Origin of the sequence: Rahnella aceris (assembly GCF_011684115.1) — a bacterium.
In the GTDB taxonomy this organism is placed as follows: Bacteria; Pseudomonadota; Gammaproteobacteria; order Enterobacterales; family Enterobacteriaceae; genus Rahnella; species Rahnella aceris.
On sequence record NZ_JAADJV010000001.1, the window covers coordinates 1,675,791 to 1,691,181 of the forward strand.

Genomic DNA, 15,391 nt, shown 5'->3' on the forward strand with positions numbered 1-15,391 from the left:
CGACGGGTTGTCTTCAGCACGCCCTTTGAAGTTTTTGCAGTCTTTCGGATGAGCTTTTCCAGGTGAAACGAGTTTTACACTTGTTGTCAGGATAATTGCCCGTATTGGGAAAAGGAGGATGCATGTCTGAATATCATTATTTACTGGTTGGCGGAAGCCGCAACGGACAACGGCATGTTGATAAACAACATCAGTTTTCGTTGTGCTTTTGGGAAGACGCAGCACAGAACGCGGAACGCGAGTTTTACGGTAAACGTAACGAACGCTACAAAGTTAATCCGGAAAAAGGCGCAGACGGGAACTGGTATCTTGTGGGCTATTGTGGAAATTGTTCGAAAATTAAAGCCGACGAATTAACCACCCAGGCGCTCACCAAGCACGTGAAACCCCTGATGTAAAAATTGTTTTTTGAAAGCCATAAACCCCGCCATTAACGCGGGGTTTTGTTTTCAGGAGCCACCTGACTTTCAGGCCGCCATCCCCTGAATGTTGCGGGCGAAAAATTCAACATGCCCGCCCACCGTAAAATGCGCCTCGTGATGCCCCAGACGGCCAAGTGGCGCAATGCGCACAATTTCACCTTCAAATTCACCATCATGAATTCTGGTGATCGCCACATCAAGCTGATAGCTGGCCGGATGTACGCCTACCGGAAACGTCAGCAACTTGACCCTGTCACCGATCTCAAACCGGGTAAGCAGCGGCAGCGGTGCCTGTTCAAACAGATCCTGATCCATATGTGACTCCTTGTTTTCCAGTGGAATTAATTAGAGGATAGAATATATTGCCGCGTCCTGCCGGATACCGGCGTGAAGCACTTCTCTCTTTCAACATTTATATTGCGCAAGAGCTGGCGTAACCGTCTTTTGCCACCCGAAAATCATGAGGAACCCCTGTGAAAAAACTGACGCCACAGCAATGCATCATACTGACCGGATTTACCGGCATCCTGCATGGCGAATTTGAGTGGTTTCACGAAGATTTGGAAAAGCGACTTGGCCGTGAAGTTCAGACCTCAGAACTGGGATACCCGGAGTTTATGGAAGAATGCCGCAGCCTGTATGAAGAGGATTTTAACAACCTGATGCCGGACTAAAAACGAAAGGCCGGGCAAACAGTATTGCCCGGCCTCCTGAGTTCATCGTCATTTAATACAAATCTAAGGCTTCACGATGCCGCGGATAAAGTGTTCATTCACCCTGATCACATTGCCCGTTTCAACGTTAATGACCTGATATTGCACTGGTTTAACCTCATCCAGAACAGCGACAATTTCAAATAAACCTGGTGTAAAAGTAAGCGTGACAAAAACGCCAACAGGATAGACAGCCATAATTTTATCCTTTCAATCAACCTCTTATAATATACTTCCTTTCCCCCAGCGCGATAACACGCAAATCATTAATCACTCCAGGTTATTTCATCGCATACATTAATCACTCGGGATGAATGTTACATAAAAGAAATAAAGAACATGTATAAAATGAAGCGGAGGCACTTAAAATCGGATAACTCTGACAGACGTATCAGGAACATAATTAAATTTTACACTCTTCTTACGCAAAGGCGGTTTTCCGCCACACTTCTGCCTGCCAGCCCCTTGTTTTCGGGGTGATTTAAGTTAAAAATATAAATCCACTTTGTTACATTGAGAGCCTGCGCTGTGAGTGCCCAGATTTTTGAAACCGATGCGACTCATCCGCATCTGACACGACTGATTGCTGAGCTGGATGCCTATCAATATCCGCTCTACCCGCCGGAATCGTTTCAGGGAATTAACATCACTGAACTTGATGAAGGTGAGATCACGTGTTTTATGGCGAGGGTTGATGATGACTGGGCCGGTTGCGCCTGTCTGTTTATCACAAAACACGGCCTCGCGGAAATGAAACGTGTTTACGTGAGCCCGCTGTATCGCGGTCAGGGCATTGCCTCATTACTGATTGCCGCAATGGAAAAGAAACTGAAAGCGTTGGGGTACAAAGACCTGTTTCTGGAAACGGGTGTGTTTCAGGAAAAAGCCATCACGCTGTATGAAAAACTGGGTTATTGCCGGACAGAAGCGTTTGGCGACTATGCGTTGTCCCCGGATCCGCTGAGTGTTTATATGATGAAAGCGATGAGGTAACGCACGGGAAACGGCAGAAGTGGCAATAAATACCTCCATAACGCTGTCTTATGACAGGGTTATGGAGATGCAAAAAGCAATTACATCAGAACGTTGCTTTTTGTTGCAGTCTGGTCATTCGACGGAATAACCCATTTTTTAAGTGTGATGATAAAGAAATTTTTACCCTTGGTAATTTTCGCACCACGGTCACCACATTCCAGCGCAAGTTTGAAAAACTCATCACTGTTAATATTAAAAGCCAGCTCGACTTTTTTCACCATACCGGAATTAAGCAGATCTTCAGCTTCGTGCAATGATTTGGCCTGAATAACTGACATAACGACCTCGTGATATCGGAAGGGATTGTTTTAGCTCCTACATCCTATTTCACTTTTGTTTCTAAATTATGACAGCTTCATGAACATTAAGAATTTTGCCATTGCACTGATTAATAATTAGCCAATTCGTGCGCACGATCACCTCTACGTCAGACGGAAGCGCGGATCCGGCATCGGGGTATCCGGCAGTTGCGTCTGGTTGTTCATCTCACGCAGGTTAATCTCTACGTTGGTGCACATAGCATCCAGCGGTAGATGGTTATTGGCCAGACCAAAAGGCATTTCCAGCTCTTCCGCCAGCGTATCAAGCGACAAAAAACTATAAGAAATAAAACCTGACACCAGCAACGTCATGTAGTGCAAATCCACCACCAGTGCAAACGGCAACAAACTACAGAACAGATATACCGTCCTGTGCAGCAACAGACCGTACGCAAACGGAATCGGCATGCTAACGATGCGTTCACACCCACCGACCACTTGTGAAAGCTGTAACAGCGTGGAATCCATATGGGTATAGACAATATCCGACAGTTCACCGCTGCGGCGTCGTTCAGCCAGCCATTGTGACAACCGCAGCTGAACCATATTTGTCGGCGCACGGCGCGACAGAATATCTTCCGCATCGTCACCCAGCAAACGCTGAAGATCCGGACGCGGATCACTGTGACGCAACTGGTGCTTGAGGCTGAAACAGAACGCCAGCAGCAACGCAGTCACGCGCTGCGCCTCTCCCGGACACACAGCCATCACCTGACTTTGTAATGTCCGGCAGGCAATCAGCAAACCACCCCATAATTGCCGCGCCTCAATATAACGTGCGTACGCGACGCTGTTACGAAAGCCGAGGAAGATCGCAATAGAGACACCGAGCAGGCTGAAAGGCGCGAGTGTGAGTTTCACGCCAAGGGTCTCATACCAGGGAAGAGTGAGAATGGCGGCAAGTGACATCAGTAAATTGAGACTCAGACGGAACAGAATACTGGGCAGGACAGAACCATGCCAGGCGAACAAACGCAAGAACCAGTGACGAGGGGGACGGATTATCATTTTGTGCAGGTGCTTTATGCAGGTGAAGCGTTTTTTTTTGCGATTCTGGCAAATAAACCTGCCCATGCAAAGGACAATTTTGTGACACCGGTAACATTTTTTCTGAAACTTACAGTTCTCCGTTACAACTCGCCGGTTATCCCATTCACAACGCTGATTTATTCCCTCTGCAACCTCAAGTTACTGCCCGTTAAGGTCGATAATAGTAACAGGAGGAAAGTAAATAAAGTGGCCAAAATTCCCCCATAACTGACTTCCTGTAACAATTCGATCAGATGCTCCGTAAAGATGCAACTCACCCTACTGACGTGAAGGACTGGAGCCATGAACATAATGTTAAGTATTGCGATGATCACAGGTATTGCCGCATGGTTCTTTATCAGCTCATCAATAAATGATATCCGAAACGATTATTGAATGATTCACAACCCCGCCGGGCGGCATCCCGTCCGGTCATTTTCAATCATGGCGGGGTTAATTTCATTGTCTTTTTCATCTCTTAAATTAAACTTTTTATAACGTAACGTTTTGAAGCAATAATTACGCTTACTTCACGCCGAAATAGATTGTCAATTTATGTCAATCTGAGAGAGCATGGCGGAAAATTTAAGCATGGTGTACTGATGAAAATTCTTTTTATTGTACTCATCGTTCTGGCGGTCATCGGGTTGTTGATCTGGCTGATACTCCGGTCAGCCGCGAAGGATGCTGATAATGATTATTAATCATTTTCCCCTGCCTGCGCATGGATCTACAGGCTTCATAAGAATTACCGGACAATAAATATCCGAACGCCAAACTTAATACAAATTAAAAACAATGGTGTCAGATTGTAAAAACCCGGGTGAAATAACTCGCATGATGATTAACAAGCTAATTAAAAGCTTTCATGCGAATAACAACGGTAAAAGTACGCCTTAAACGTAAAAAACGGATGTGTTTCTGATGTTATTTATTAAGTGAAATAGGAAGAAGAAATAATTAGCAGTTATTAATACAAATTAATCAGTTAGAAAATAATATTTTCATTGTGTTCAATGGAGGTGATAACAGGGCAAACTTTTTGCTCACCCCCTGCACCCGCTTTATCCGCCAGATTCTCCCCTACACCGACATGTTCATCACATCCTGATACGCTGCTACCAGTTTATTTCTTACCTGGACCCCAAGCTGCAATGAAATCGAGGATTTTTGCAGATCGACCATCACGTCGTTCAGACTGACACCGGGAACACCCATCTCCAGCTTTTCAGATTCCAGTTTTGCGTTGTTCTGGGTCTCGCTGATCTTACCTAATGCCGCTTTTAATTCGCTGGCAAAACCGGCCTCTGATGCGGTATCGGTCTTTGGTGCGGCACCGGCCTGGATAGCCGTGGCCTGCATCTGCTGTAAAACGCTCTCAATGCCTTGAATTGACATGCTTTCTCCGGTTATCGGGGTGTCGGTGAACAAATGGCTTCTTTCATGGAATGACACCCTATCACATCAGTTTTTTCCTAAACGCGGTAATTGAACCTAAAAACCATGGCTTATCGGGCCATTAACTTTGCGTTAAGCGGCAAATAATGGCTCACCTAGAAAATAGGCCTGCCTGTATGGAGGACTGAAAAATGTCACGCTTCAACGATTGCGCACTTGGGAGTCTGTTTTGTTAAGAGACAACATGAACACCACCATTCAACAGCTAAATAGGGATCTTGTATGAGTTCCGCAATAGCCGGCGCAGAAACCCCTCCAAGCGGTTTTACTGCGTTGCTTAATCGCCTGCGCGCCAACCCAAAAGTTCCTATCGCCATCGCTGCTGCGGCAGCCGTGGCTATTGTTGTTGTCATGATGCTGTGGGCTAAGCAGCCTACTTATAAGGTGCTCTTCAGTAATCTCGGTGACCAGGATGGCGGCGCCATCGTCACTCAGCTGACCCAAATGAACATTCCTTATCAGTTTTCTGATAACGGCGGTGCGTTGCTGATCCCTGCCGACAAAGTGTATGAAACGCGTCTGAAACTGGCGGCTGCCGGTTTACCTAAAGGCGGCGCGGTTGGTTTTGAATTAATGGATCAGGAAAAATTCGGCATCAGCCAGTTTAGCGAGCAGATCAACTATCAGCGCGCGCTGGAAGGTGAGCTCTCACGTACCATCGAAACGCTGGGCCCGGTCAGCAGCGCCCGTGTCCATTTAGCCATTCCTAAGCCTTCCTTATTTGTCCGCGAACAAAAAAATCCTTCCGCCTCTGTGACCCTGAATTTACAGCCGGGGCGTGCGCTGGATGACGGCCAGATCAACGCCATCGTTTATATGGTGTCGAGCAGTGTTTCCGGCTTACCGCCTGCGAACGTTACCGTGGTGGATCAGAGCGGTCATCTGCTGACGCAATCTGATAACAACGGGCGTGACCTGAATGCTTCCCAGCTGAAATATGCCAATGAAGTGGAAGGTCGTCTGCAACGTCGTATCGAGTCCATCCTGCAACCTGTGGTCGGCAACGGTAACGTGCATGCGCAAATCACCGCGCAGATTGATTACGCCAGCCGTGAACAGACAGATGAAAACTATCAGCCAAATGGTTCAGCCGATAAAGCGGCTGTGCGGTCGCGTCAGCTAAGCACCAGCGACCAGATTGGCGCGTCATCGGTCGGCGGCGTGCCGGGTGCACTGAGCAACCAGCCTGCTCCGGCAGCAACGGCACCGGTGACGACCCCGCCAGCGGCAAACAATGCAAATGGCACACAAAATCAGACCGGCAATAATGCGCAAAATGCAGCCACCACCGCGAATGCCAATGTGCCGTCCAACCGTCGTCGTGATGAAACCACCAACTATGAAGTTGACCGCACCATCACGCATACCCAGCACAGCGCCGGTGCCGTTCAGCGTCTGTCTGCGGCGGTTGTCGTTAACTACCAGGTCGGACCGGATGGCAAAGCGAAGCCGCTGACTGACGATCAGTTGAAGAAAATTGATGATCTGGTACGCGAAGCGATGGGCTTCTCTCAGGAACGTGGCGATACGCTGAACGTGGTGAATACACCGTTCAACGAAGCGGCTGACGATTCCGGCGAGCTGCCGTTCTGGAAACAACAGGCGTTCTTCGATCAGTTACTCAATGCAGGTCGCTGGTTACTGGTGCTGATTGTGGCCTGGCTGTTGTGGCGCAAGATGGTTCGTCCGATGCTGCGCAAACAGCAGGCAGAGAAAGATGCCGCAGCCGCAGCCGCGCTTGCCGCCACCATGCCACAGCCTGAAGGCAGTAAACCGGTCAAACTCAGCAATGACGAGCTGGAAAAACGTAAACGTTCACAACAGCGTGTCAGTGTTGAAGTTCAGACCCAACGTGTGCAGGAGCTGGCCGATAAGGATCCTCGTATCGTCGCCCTGGTTATCCGCCAATGGATGAGTACCGAACAACCATGACTATGACCGGAACCGAAAAAAGCGCCATTTTGATGATCACGCTGGGTGAAGACCGCGCGGTGGAGGTGTTCAAACACCTCTCCCCTCGCGAAGTGCAGCAAATCAGTGGCGCGATGGCGAATATCCATCAAATTTCTAACAAGCAGCTGGCGGAAGTGCTGAACGAGTTCGAGGACGAATCCGAGCAGTACGCCGCACTGAGCGTCAATACCAGCGAATATCTGCGTGCGGTACTGACCAAAGCGCTGGGCGAGGAGCGTGCGTCAAGCCTGCTGGAAGACATTCTGGAATCGCGCGAAACCACCAGCGGCATGGAAACACTGAACTTCATGGAACCGCTGATGGCAGCCGATCTTATCCGCGACGAACATCCGCAGATTATCGCCACCATCCTCGTTCACCTCAAACGTGGTCAGGCTGCCGATATTCTGGCGCTGTTCGACGAGCGTTTGCGCAACGACGTCATGCTGCGTATCGCGACCTTCGGCGGTGTCCAGCCAGCGGCGCTGGCGGAACTGACCGAAGTGCTGAACAACCTGCTCGACGGCCAGAACCTCAAACGTTCGAAGATGGGCGGTGTTCGTACTGCGGCAGAAATTATCAACCTGATGAAAACTCAGCAGGAAGAGGCGGTTATCGAAGCCGTTCGCGGTTACGACGGCGAACTGGCGCAGAAAATTATCGACGAGATGTTCCTGTTCGAAAACCTGGTGGATGTGGACGACCGCAGTATCCAGCGCCTGTTGCAGGAAGTCGAAGGCGAATCGTTACTGGTTGCACTGAAAGGGGCGGAACAGCCATTGCGCGACAAATTCCTGCGCAACATGTCGCAACGTGCAGCAGATATCCTGCGCGACGATCTGGCAAACCGCGGACCGATGCGTATGTCTCTGGTCGAGAACGAACAAAAAGCAATTCTGCAGACGGTTCGCCGCCTGGCAGAGTCCGGCGAAATGATGGTTGGCGGCGGCGAGGATTCTTATGTCTGATGCTCCTAATACTGACTCACCAGAGTCTGACAAACCGGCACCGGAAAAGAAAACGGCGGAAGAACGTCATGCTGAGCGCATCAATGCTTTGCCATGGCAGCGGTGGAGACCGGGCGACCTCAGAATGCCCGTCTTTACCACGCCCGATGAACCTTTGCTGGCCGGCGGCGAACCAGAGCAAGACGACGGTCTGCCAAAAGTTCAGGTAGACCAGAATGAATTGCTCAATCTTCAGCGTCACGCCGAACAACAGGGTTTCCAGCAGGGTCTCGAAGCCGGACAGAAACAAGGTTACGCCGCCGGTTTCCAGCAAGGTCTGGAAGCCGGGCAGCAGCAGGGTTTGCAGGAAGGTCAGCAACAGCAGGCGGTTCTGACTGAACACTGGCAGCATATGGTTTCTGACTTCCAGCAAACACTGGATGCGCTGGACAGCGTCATTGCTTCCCGTCTGATGCAAATGGCGCTGACTGCCGCCAAACAGATTATTGGTCAGGCGCCGATTTGTGACGGTTCCGCCCTGCTTAATCAGATCCAACAACTTATCCAGCAGGAACCGATGTTCAAGGGCAAACCGCAACTGCGCGTTAACCCGGCAGATTTCGAGCGTGTGGAACTGCAACTGGGAGCCAGCCTGAGCATGAACGGCTGGCGACTGCTGGCCGACAGCCAGATCCACAGCGGCGGCTGTAAAGTCAGTGCCGAAGATGGCGATATGGACGCTTCGCTGGCCACCCGCTGGCATGAACTGTGCCGTCTCGCCGCACCGGGAGATCTCTGATGACCGCCCGACTGAGCCGTTTGCTGAAAACGCTGGATGACGCGGAAAAACGCATGGCGCGTACGCCGTCAGTCCGTCGTTATGGCCGTCTGACGCGGGCAACAGGTCTGGTACTGGAAGCCACCGGTTTGCAGTTACCGCTGGGTGCGACCTGCCTGATTGAGCGCCATGACGGGCCGGTCGTACAGGAAGTCGAAAGCGAAGTGGTCGGCTTTAACGGTCAGAGCCTGTTCCTGATGCCACTGGAAGAAGTGGAAGGTATTTTGCCGGGCGCGCGGGTGTATGCCCGTATTGCCGCCGACGGCCAGACCGCAGGTAAACAACTGCCGCTCGGTACGCAATTGCTCGGCCGTGTGCTAGATGGCAGCGCCAAGCCACTGGATGGATTACCGCCGCCGGACACCGGCTATCGCGCGGCGCTTATCACGCCGCCGTTTAACCCGCTGCAACGTACACCGATCACCGATGTGCTGGATGTCGGCGTCCGCGCCATTAACGCCCTGCTGACCGTGGGTCGCGGACAGCGTATGGGGCTTTTCGCCGGTTCAGGTGTCGGGAAATCCGTCCTGCTCGGCATGATGGCGCGCTACACCAAAGCCGACGTGATCGTGGTCGGACTGATTGGTGAACGTGGCCGTGAAGTCAAAGACTTTATCGAGAACATTTTGGGCGACGAAGGTCGTGCCCGTTCTGTGGTTATCGCAGCACCGGCTGACGTCTCTCCTCTTTTACGTATGCAGGGTGCCGCTTACGCCACGCGTATCGCCGAAGACTTCCGCGACCGCGGTCAGCACGTATTGCTGATTATGGATTCCCTGACCCGTTATGCCATGGCGCAGCGTGAAATCGCCCTGGCGATCGGCGAACCACCGGCCACCAAAGGCTATCCGCCTTCCGTGTTTGCAAAACTGCCTGCGCTGGTTGAACGCGCGGGTAACGGCATCAGCGGCGGCGGCTCGATTACCGCGTTTTATACCGTACTGACCGAAGGGGATGACCAGCAGGATCCGATTGCTGACTCCGCCCGCGCCATTCTTGACGGCCATGTGGTGCTGTCGCGCCGTCTGGCGGAATCCGGCCATTATCCGGCAATCGATATTGAAGCGTCGATCAGCCGTGCCATGACCTCGCTTATTGACGACGCCCAGTACGGGCGCGTTCGTAATTTCAAACAATTGTTGTCCAGCTACCAGCGCAACCGTGACCTGATCAGCGTCGGTGCATACGCCGCAGGCAGCGATCCGATGCTCGATCGCGCTATCAAGCTGTATCCGCAGATGGAGAACTTCCTGCAACAGGACATCATGGAACGCAGCACATATGAAGACGCCTGTCTGGAACTGAACATGTTGTTCCCGGGCTAAACCAAGATAAGCGAGGCATAAATGGAAAGTTCATCGCCGTTAATCACACTTTGCTCGCTGGCGCAAAAAGCGCTGGATCAGGCGACCAGTCATTTGGGCCAAATCCGACAATCGCAACGTCAGGCTGACGAGCAGCTCACCATGCTGCTCAATTATCAGCGTGAATACCGGGAAAAACTCAATTCCACCATGACCGACGGGATTGCCGCGAATACCTGGCAAAACTACCAACAGTTTATCGGCACACTGGAAGTGGCGATTGAGCAGCACCGCAAACAGCTACAACAATGGGATCAGCGGCTGAATATGGCGGTTAACCAGTGGCAGGACAAGCAGCAACGGCTCAATGCGTACCAGACGTTGCAAACCCGCGCCAGTGAGCAGCAACGTTCTCTGGAAAATAAGATTGATCAAAAGCAGAACGATGAGTTCGCCCAGCGCAGCGCACACAGGAAGAAACAACCATGAATCTGAATATTTTGCCTGCAGCCGTTACCACGGCGAAGACCACCGCGAGCGCGGCGACCGGCAGTGCCTCTGTCAGTACGTCACCGGCAACGGACGTCAGTGCGATCACCGAGCCGGGCGCTACCAGCCCGGCGGATTTCGCCAGCCAGCTTGAAGCCCAGCTCGGCGAAAAAGTGGATCCGAAAATCACCAGTACGTTAGCCAAACTCGGCCAGCAAATCTCTGCCAAAGGGGTGGTCGTCGATAAAACAACCCTGACGCAGGCAGTGACTTCTGGTGAAGAAGACGGCAGCCTGATGCTGGATGAAAGTGATCTGAGCAAAATGATCGCCGCGATTCAGATATTGCCGACCGGCAATCTGAAAGGCACGGGCTCCGTCCCGGTCAAAGATGCCGCCCTGAGCGATAAAGATAAAGACAGCACTGACGCCGGTGCTGACCTTTCTGTTCAGTCATTGCTCGCGCAACTTGCGGCGCAGCAGCAACCGGCTCAGCAGATTCAAACCGCCACCACCGTCGCCACGCAAACCGTCAGCAGCGAACCCACCACAACCGATAAGCAGAGTTCACTGCTCGCCGGTCTGACCGCCTCTTCCTTACTGACGGCTGATGGCAAAACCGCTGCAGTAACGGACACCGATCCGAAAGCAGCGGCCGCCGCCTCAGGCAATACCGCGTCGGGCTCCGCACAACATGCCGCCAGCAGTAAAGCGGCCACCAGCAACACACCTGATTTTAGCAGCGCGCTGGCGTCAATGAGCGCAGCAGCCGGCAATGCCGCGGCTCTGCAGCAAAATGACAGCCGCGCTGCCGATAACGGCACGCAGGCACTGAATCAGCTCAACACCGCCGCCGTTGCCGTCTCTTCCGCGCCGGTTTCCAGCACGCCAACCATGACCAGCGCCGTGACCGCGCCAACAACGCCGTTGCTTAATGCACAACTCGGTACGCCGGAATGGCAGCAACAGCTGGGTCAGCAGGTGATGATGTTCAACCGTCAGGGGCAACAGACCGCGGAACTTCGTCTGCATCCGGCTGATCTGGGCTCTATCCAGATCAGCATGAAGATTGAAAACAATCAGGCACAGCTCCACTTTGTGTCCGGTCACAGCGGCGTGCGCTCGGCAATTGAAGCCGCCATGCCGGAGCTTAAAACCGCGCTGGCAGACAACGGCATCAGCCTGGGTCAGAGCAGCGTCGGCAGTGACAGTTCGCAGTGGCAGCAAGCCCAGCAGCAAAGTCAGTCCGGTTCGCAGCAAGGTAATGCCGCCAGTTGGGCGGCGTTCAGCTCCGGCAGCACTCCCTCTGCCAGCGATGCCTTGCCGGTTCCGGCCTCCCTCGCTTCACGGGTCAGCGGCAACAACAGCGTGGACATTTTTGCGTAGGAATTTGCGTAAAAGTTCGCAGAATTGTTTCAGATAATTGCTGACGGTCAGTTCGTCCTTAATTCAAACGGCAGAGCTGACCTTATTTACCCCGCCTATTCTGACTATTGAACAACGGGATAAGCGGGATAATCGTTTTCAGAATTGACTCAGCAGTGTGGTGCTTCTCGCGCCAGACGGCTCATACTTACAGGAAATCGCCTCATCCATGTCTGACTCTGCTCTCTCGGCGTCGCGTAAAAAAAAGCGGCCGTTAATGATGATTCTGCTGTTACTGATTGCCATCGGAGCCTGTGGTGCGGCCGGTTACGCCTGGTGGATGTTGCACAAGCAACAATCCGGAAATGGAACACAGACGACTGAAGTGAAAAAGAACGAACCGCCTGCGGCACCGATTTTCCTGGCACTGGATACCTTCACCGTTAACCTGCAAACGGCGGATAACGATCCTGACCGCGTGCTGTATGTCGGGCTGACCCTGCGTCTGCCGGACGAAAAAAATCGCGCTACGCTTAATGAATACCTGCCTGAAGTTCGCAGCCGCCTGCTGTTGCTGCTCTCCCGTCAGAAGTCGACGGAGTTAGCCAGCGAAGCGGGTAAACAACAGCTGGTTCAGGACATCAAACAGGTTCTGGACGCGCCACTGGTCAAAGGTCAGCCTCCTCAGGTGATCAACGACGTGCTTTTCACTGCTTTCATACTGCGATAAACAAATTATGGGCGACAGCATACTTTCACAGGCCGAGATCGACGCGCTGCTCAATGGTGACAGTGACAGTGATAATGCAAGCAACACTGCGGCTGCAGCAAAGACTGCCGCGTCTGATGACGGTGTAAAACCTTTTGACCCTACGACGCAGCGTCGCGTTGTGCGTGAGCGGTTGCAGGCTCTGGAAATCATTAACGAGCGTTTTGCCCGTCATTTCCGTATGGGGCTGTTCAACCTCTTGCGCCGTAGCCCGGACATCACCGTAGGGGCGATCAAAATCCAGCCCTACCACGATTTCGCACGCAACTTACCGGTGCCCACCAACCTGAACCTTATCCACCTGAAACCTCTGCGCGGCACGGCGCTGTTTGTGTTCGCACCGAGCCTGGTGTTTATCGCAGTGGATAACCTGTTCGGGGGCGATGGTCGTTTCCCGACCAAAGTGGAGGGCCGCGAATTTACCCACACCGAACAGCGCGTGATTAAGCGCATGCTCAGGCTGGCACTGGATGCCTACGAAGATGCCTGGAGCGGCGTTTACAAGCTCAGCGTTGAATATGTGCGTGCCGAATTGCAGATCAAATTCACTAACATCACCTCTTCCCCGAACGACATCGTGGTGACCACGCCGTTCCATGTGGAAATCGGTGCGCTGAGCGGTGATTTCAACATCTGTATTCCGTTCAGCATGATCGAACCTTTACGCGAGTTACTGACCAATCCGCCGGTCGAAAACTCACGTAATGAAGAAAGTCAGTGGCGTGAAAACCTGGTGCATCAGGTTCAGCAGTCTGAGCTCGAACTGGTGGCGAATTTCGTCGAAATCCCGCTGCGCCTGTCGCAGATCCTGAAACTGAAACCGGGCGATGTACTGCCGATTGAGAAGCCGGACCGCCTGATCGCTCACGTCGATGGCGTGCCTGTGCTGACCAGCCAATATGGCACCTTAAACGAACAATACGCCCTGCGCGTTGAACATTTGATCAACCCAATTTTAAATTCTCTAGATGAGGAACAGCCCCATGAGTGACACCAATAAGCCGTCTGACGCCGGATCGGATAACGTTGACGATTTATGGGCTGATGCGTTTAACGAACAACAGTCTGCGGGCGGCGCGAAAGCGTCAACTGACGGTGTTTTCGCCGCGCTGGGTGCCCAGGACGGAACAGGCAGTTTGCAAGATATCGACATGATCCTCGATATTCCGGTGAAACTGACCGTGGAATTAGGTCGCACTAAAATGACCATCAAAGAACTGCTGCGTCTGTCGCAGGGTTCCGTGGTGTCGCTCGACGGTCTGGCCGGTGAACCGCTGGATATCCTGATCAACGGTTATCTGATTGCTCAGGGTGAAGTAGTGGTGGTCGCCGATAAATACGGCGTGCGTATCACTGACATCATCACCCCGTCCGAACGTATGCGTCGCCTGAGCCGCTGATGAGCCAGAATGCCGCGACGGATTCTCCGTACATTTCCGGCCCGGTCAATCACGCTACCACCCAGGCATCACCTCAGGCGATGCCTGCCAGTTCTGTACTGACACAAGTCAGTACTGTACTCGGCGGCATCCTGCTACTGATCCTGTTTATCGGCTGGGTGGTTAAGCGTGCCGGTTTCGCGCCACAGTCTAAAAATAACAAACTGCTGAAAGTGACCGCCAGTGTACAGGTCGGTCGCAGTGAAAAAGTAGTGATCGTAGAGGTCGACAATACCTGGCTGGTGCTGGGCGTGACGGCGCAAAACATCACCCCGCTGCATACGCTGAGCGCGCCTCCGGTTGAACAGACGCCAGACTCAGGCAATCCCAATCACCCACCCGCTGATTTCCGTCAGCTGATGCAGAAAATGTTGAAACGTCCGGGAAAGCAGGCATGACCTTGTTGAAATCCGCCCTTACCGCTGCCCGTCAGCGCCCTGTTCGCCTGGTCACTCACCTGTGTCTGCCGCTGCTATTGCTTGCCAGCCCGGCAGCTTTTGCACAGTTACCGGGGATCATCAGCCAGCAGATGTCTAACGGGACACAAAACTGGTCGCTGCCGATCCAGACGCTGGTGTTTATCACCACACTGACCCTGTTACCTGCGATGCTGCTGATGTGTACCAGTTTTACCCGCATCATTATCGTGCTGGGTTTACTGCGAAATGCACTGGGTACACCTTCCGCGCCGCCAAACCAGGTGCTGCTCGGCCTTGGCCTGTTTCTGACCTTCTTCGTGATGGCACCGGTATTCGACAAAATTTACAGCGATGCTTATCAGCCCTTCAGCGAAAACAAGATCACCATGCAGGAAGCAATGGACAAAGGCGCTCAGCCGTTACGCCAGTTTATGCTGCGCCAGACCCGCGAAAGCGATCTGGCTTTGTATGCGCGTCTGGCTAACATCCCGCCTCTTGCAGGCCCGGAAGCCGTGCCGATGCGTATTTTGTTACCGGCTTACGTCACCAGCGAACTGAAAACCGCTTTCCAGATTGGCTTCACCGTATTCATACCGTTCATGATTATCGACCTGGTGGTCGCCAGCGTACTGATGGCGCTGGGGATGATGATGGTGCCACCCGCCACCATCTCACTGCCGTTCAAGCTGATGTTGTTCGTGCTGGTCGATGGCTGGCAACTGCTGCTCGGATCGCTGGCGCAGAGTTTTTACAGTTAATTCAAAACGCTAAAATTGTTGGGCGTTTTTTGCTCCTCCCCCTGCGAAGGGGGAGGCCGGGAGGGGGTTTTACAGGCAACTTGAAATTCTGAGCTGCTATTCATACCCCACCCCAACCCTCCCCTTCGCAGGGG

The 15,391-nt window shown here is 52.6% G+C and carries 20 protein-coding genes; 15 read left to right on the forward strand and 5 right to left on the reverse strand.

Features of this window, described 5'->3' with window-relative positions:
• Window positions 1-122: 122 nt before the first annotated feature.
• Window positions 123-398 (forward strand): hypothetical protein, encoded by a 276-nt coding sequence (locus GW591_RS07475; RefSeq protein ID WP_013575787.1) that lies wholly within the window; start codon window positions 123-125, stop codon window positions 396-398.
• 69 nt (window positions 399-467) lie between these two features.
• Here the strand turns inward: GW591_RS07475 and GW591_RS07480 are convergent, their stop codons facing one another.
• Complete coding sequence (locus GW591_RS07480) at window positions 468-737, reverse strand: hypothetical protein (protein WP_013575788.1); 270 nt, start codon at window positions 735-737, stop codon at window positions 468-470.
• A gap of 158 nt (window positions 738-895) precedes the next feature.
• Here GW591_RS07480 and GW591_RS07485 point away from each other — a divergent pair, with 158 nt between their 5' ends.
• A complete protein-coding gene (locus GW591_RS07485) occupies window positions 896-1,096 on the forward strand; it encodes a DUF7736 domain-containing protein (RefSeq protein ID WP_013575789.1) in 201 nt (66 codons plus the stop codon).
• Between the two features lie 63 nt (window positions 1,097-1,159).
• Here GW591_RS07485 and GW591_RS07490 read toward each other — a convergent pair whose 3' ends face one another.
• Complete coding sequence (locus GW591_RS07490; RefSeq protein WP_013575790.1) at window positions 1,160-1,333, reverse strand: hypothetical protein; 174 nt, start codon at window positions 1,331-1,333, stop codon at window positions 1,160-1,162.
• 330 nt (window positions 1,334-1,663) lie between these two features.
• On the opposite strand from GW591_RS07490, the gene GW591_RS07495 reads away from it, so the two are divergent.
• Window positions 1,664-2,128, forward strand: a complete 465-nt coding sequence (locus tag GW591_RS07495) for a GNAT family N-acetyltransferase (protein WP_013575791.1) — start codon at window positions 1,664-1,666, stop codon at window positions 2,126-2,128.
• A gap of 80 nt (window positions 2,129-2,208) precedes the next feature.
• On the opposite strand, the gene GW591_RS07500 is transcribed toward GW591_RS07495, so the two are convergent.
• Entirely contained in the window at window positions 2,209-2,448 is a 240-nt protein-coding gene (locus GW591_RS07500) for a hypothetical protein (RefSeq protein WP_013575792.1), read from the reverse strand.
• A gap of 144 nt (window positions 2,449-2,592) precedes the next feature.
• Window positions 2,593-3,498 carry a bestrophin family protein gene (locus GW591_RS07505; protein WP_037034430.1) on the reverse strand — a complete coding sequence of 302 codons (906 nt, stop codon included), beginning with the start codon at window positions 3,496-3,498 and terminating at the stop codon, window positions 2,593-2,595.
• Between GW591_RS07505 and GW591_RS07510 the strand changes: the two genes are divergently transcribed.
• The gene (locus GW591_RS07510) at window positions 3,448-3,747 is read left to right on the forward strand and encodes a hypothetical protein (RefSeq protein WP_191996173.1); all 300 of its coding nucleotides are present in this window, start codon (window positions 3,448-3,450) and stop codon (window positions 3,745-3,747) included. The two genes, GW591_RS07505 and GW591_RS07510, sit on opposite strands and share 51 nt — an antisense overlap.
• A gap of 855 nt (window positions 3,748-4,602) precedes the next feature.
• Here the strand turns inward: GW591_RS07510 and fliE are convergent.
• Complete coding sequence (gene fliE, locus GW591_RS07515; RefSeq protein WP_013575795.1) at window positions 4,603-4,917, reverse strand: flagellar hook-basal body complex protein FliE; 315 nt, start codon at window positions 4,915-4,917, stop codon at window positions 4,603-4,605.
• 282 nt (window positions 4,918-5,199) lie between these two features.
• On the opposite strand from fliE, the gene fliF reads away from it, so the two are divergent.
• From fliF to fliP, 11 genes are all read left to right on the forward strand, one after another.
• Complete coding sequence (gene fliF / locus GW591_RS07520; protein ID WP_015690044.1) at window positions 5,200-6,909, forward strand: flagellar basal-body MS-ring/collar protein FliF; 1,710 nt, start codon at window positions 5,200-5,202, stop codon at window positions 6,907-6,909.
• On the forward strand, window positions 6,906-7,898 hold the full coding sequence (fliG, locus tag GW591_RS07525) for a flagellar motor switch protein FliG (RefSeq protein ID WP_013575797.1): 993 nt from the start codon (window positions 6,906-6,908) through the stop codon (window positions 7,896-7,898). Before fliF ends, fliG begins: the two co-directional genes overlap by 4 nt.
• A gap of 124 nt (window positions 7,899-8,022) precedes the next feature.
• Complete coding sequence (gene fliH / locus GW591_RS07530) at window positions 8,023-8,676, forward strand: flagellar assembly protein FliH (RefSeq protein WP_370447467.1); 654 nt, start codon at window positions 8,023-8,025, stop codon at window positions 8,674-8,676.
• Window positions 8,676-10,040: a flagellar protein export ATPase FliI gene (fliI, locus tag GW591_RS07535; protein ID WP_013575799.1), complete on the forward strand. Its 1,365-nt coding sequence runs from the start codon at window positions 8,676-8,678 to the stop codon at window positions 10,038-10,040. The genes fliH and fliI overlap by 1 nt, the downstream gene beginning before the upstream one ends.
• A 21-nt stretch (window positions 10,041-10,061) precedes the next feature.
• Window positions 10,062-10,508: a flagellar export protein FliJ gene (gene fliJ / locus GW591_RS07540; protein WP_013575800.1), complete on the forward strand. Its 447-nt coding sequence runs from the start codon at window positions 10,062-10,064 to the stop codon at window positions 10,506-10,508.
• Entirely contained in the window at window positions 10,505-11,893 is a 1,389-nt protein-coding gene (locus tag GW591_RS07545) for a flagellar hook-length control protein FliK (RefSeq protein ID WP_015690045.1), read from the forward strand. The genes fliJ and GW591_RS07545 overlap by 4 nt, the downstream gene beginning before the upstream one ends.
• A gap of 208 nt (window positions 11,894-12,101) precedes the next feature.
• Window positions 12,102-12,602 (forward strand): flagellar basal body-associated protein FliL, encoded by a 501-nt coding sequence (gene fliL, locus GW591_RS07550; RefSeq protein ID WP_013575802.1) that lies wholly within the window; start codon window positions 12,102-12,104, stop codon window positions 12,600-12,602.
• Between the two features lie 7 nt (window positions 12,603-12,609).
• On the forward strand, window positions 12,610-13,632 hold the full coding sequence (gene fliM / locus GW591_RS07555; protein WP_013575803.1) for a flagellar motor switch protein FliM: 1,023 nt from the start codon (window positions 12,610-12,612) through the stop codon (window positions 13,630-13,632).
• Window positions 13,625-14,041 carry a flagellar motor switch protein FliN gene (gene fliN / locus GW591_RS07560; RefSeq protein ID WP_013575804.1) on the forward strand — a complete coding sequence of 139 codons (417 nt, stop codon included), beginning with the start codon at window positions 13,625-13,627 and terminating at the stop codon, window positions 14,039-14,041. The genes fliM and fliN overlap by 8 nt, the downstream gene beginning before the upstream one ends.
• On the forward strand, window positions 14,041-14,478 hold the full coding sequence (fliO, locus tag GW591_RS07565) for a flagellar biosynthetic protein FliO (protein ID WP_013575805.1): 438 nt from the start codon (window positions 14,041-14,043) through the stop codon (window positions 14,476-14,478). Before fliN ends, fliO begins: the two co-directional genes overlap by 1 nt.
• Window positions 14,475-15,257, forward strand: coding sequence for a flagellar type III secretion system pore protein FliP (gene fliP, locus GW591_RS07570; protein WP_013575806.1), 783 nt, complete (start codon window positions 14,475-14,477; stop codon window positions 15,255-15,257). Before fliO ends, fliP begins: the two co-directional genes overlap by 4 nt.
• Window positions 15,258-15,391: the final 134 nt, after the last annotated feature.

Excerpts from the sequence above, each read along its gene's own strand:
- GW591_RS07475 (WP_013575787.1), top strand. The coding sequence starts at position 123 with ATGTCTGAATATCATTATTTACTGGTTGGCGGAAGCCGCAACGGACAA.
- GW591_RS07480 (WP_013575788.1), bottom strand. The coding sequence starts at position 737 with ATGGATCAGGATCTGTTTGAACAGGCACCGCTGCCGCTGCTTACCCGG.
- GW591_RS07490 (WP_013575790.1), bottom strand. The coding sequence starts at position 1,333 with ATGGCTGTCTATCCTGTTGGCGTTTTTGTCACGCTTACTTTTACACCA.
- GW591_RS07500 (WP_013575792.1), bottom strand. The coding sequence starts at position 2,448 with ATGTCAGTTATTCAGGCCAAATCATTGCACGAAGCTGAAGATCTGCTT.
- GW591_RS07510 (WP_191996173.1), top strand. The coding sequence starts at position 3,448 with ATGCCAGGCGAACAAACGCAAGAACCAGTGACGAGGGGGACGGATTAT.
- GW591_RS07505 (WP_037034430.1), bottom strand. The coding sequence starts at position 3,498 with ATGATAATCCGTCCCCCTCGTCACTGGTTCTTGCGTTTGTTCGCCTGG.
- fliE (WP_013575795.1), bottom strand. The coding sequence starts at position 4,917 with ATGTCAATTCAAGGCATTGAGAGCGTTTTACAGCAGATGCAGGCCACG.
- fliF (WP_015690044.1), top strand. The coding sequence starts at position 5,200 with ATGAGTTCCGCAATAGCCGGCGCAGAAACCCCTCCAAGCGGTTTTACT.
- fliG (WP_013575797.1), top strand. The coding sequence starts at position 6,906 with ATGACTATGACCGGAACCGAAAAAAGCGCCATTTTGATGATCACGCTG.
- fliH (WP_370447467.1), top strand. The coding sequence starts at position 8,023 with ATGCCCGTCTTTACCACGCCCGATGAACCTTTGCTGGCCGGCGGCGAA.
- fliI (WP_013575799.1), top strand. The coding sequence starts at position 8,676 with ATGACCGCCCGACTGAGCCGTTTGCTGAAAACGCTGGATGACGCGGAA.
- fliJ (WP_013575800.1), top strand. The coding sequence starts at position 10,062 with ATGGAAAGTTCATCGCCGTTAATCACACTTTGCTCGCTGGCGCAAAAA.
- GW591_RS07545 (WP_015690045.1), top strand. The coding sequence starts at position 10,505 with ATGAATCTGAATATTTTGCCTGCAGCCGTTACCACGGCGAAGACCACC.
- fliL (WP_013575802.1), top strand. The coding sequence starts at position 12,102 with ATGTCTGACTCTGCTCTCTCGGCGTCGCGTAAAAAAAAGCGGCCGTTA.
- fliM (WP_013575803.1), top strand. The coding sequence starts at position 12,610 with ATGGGCGACAGCATACTTTCACAGGCCGAGATCGACGCGCTGCTCAAT.
- fliN (WP_013575804.1), top strand. The coding sequence starts at position 13,625 with ATGAGTGACACCAATAAGCCGTCTGACGCCGGATCGGATAACGTTGAC.
- fliO (WP_013575805.1), top strand. The coding sequence starts at position 14,041 with ATGAGCCAGAATGCCGCGACGGATTCTCCGTACATTTCCGGCCCGGTC.
- fliP (WP_013575806.1), top strand. The coding sequence starts at position 14,475 with ATGACCTTGTTGAAATCCGCCCTTACCGCTGCCCGTCAGCGCCCTGTT.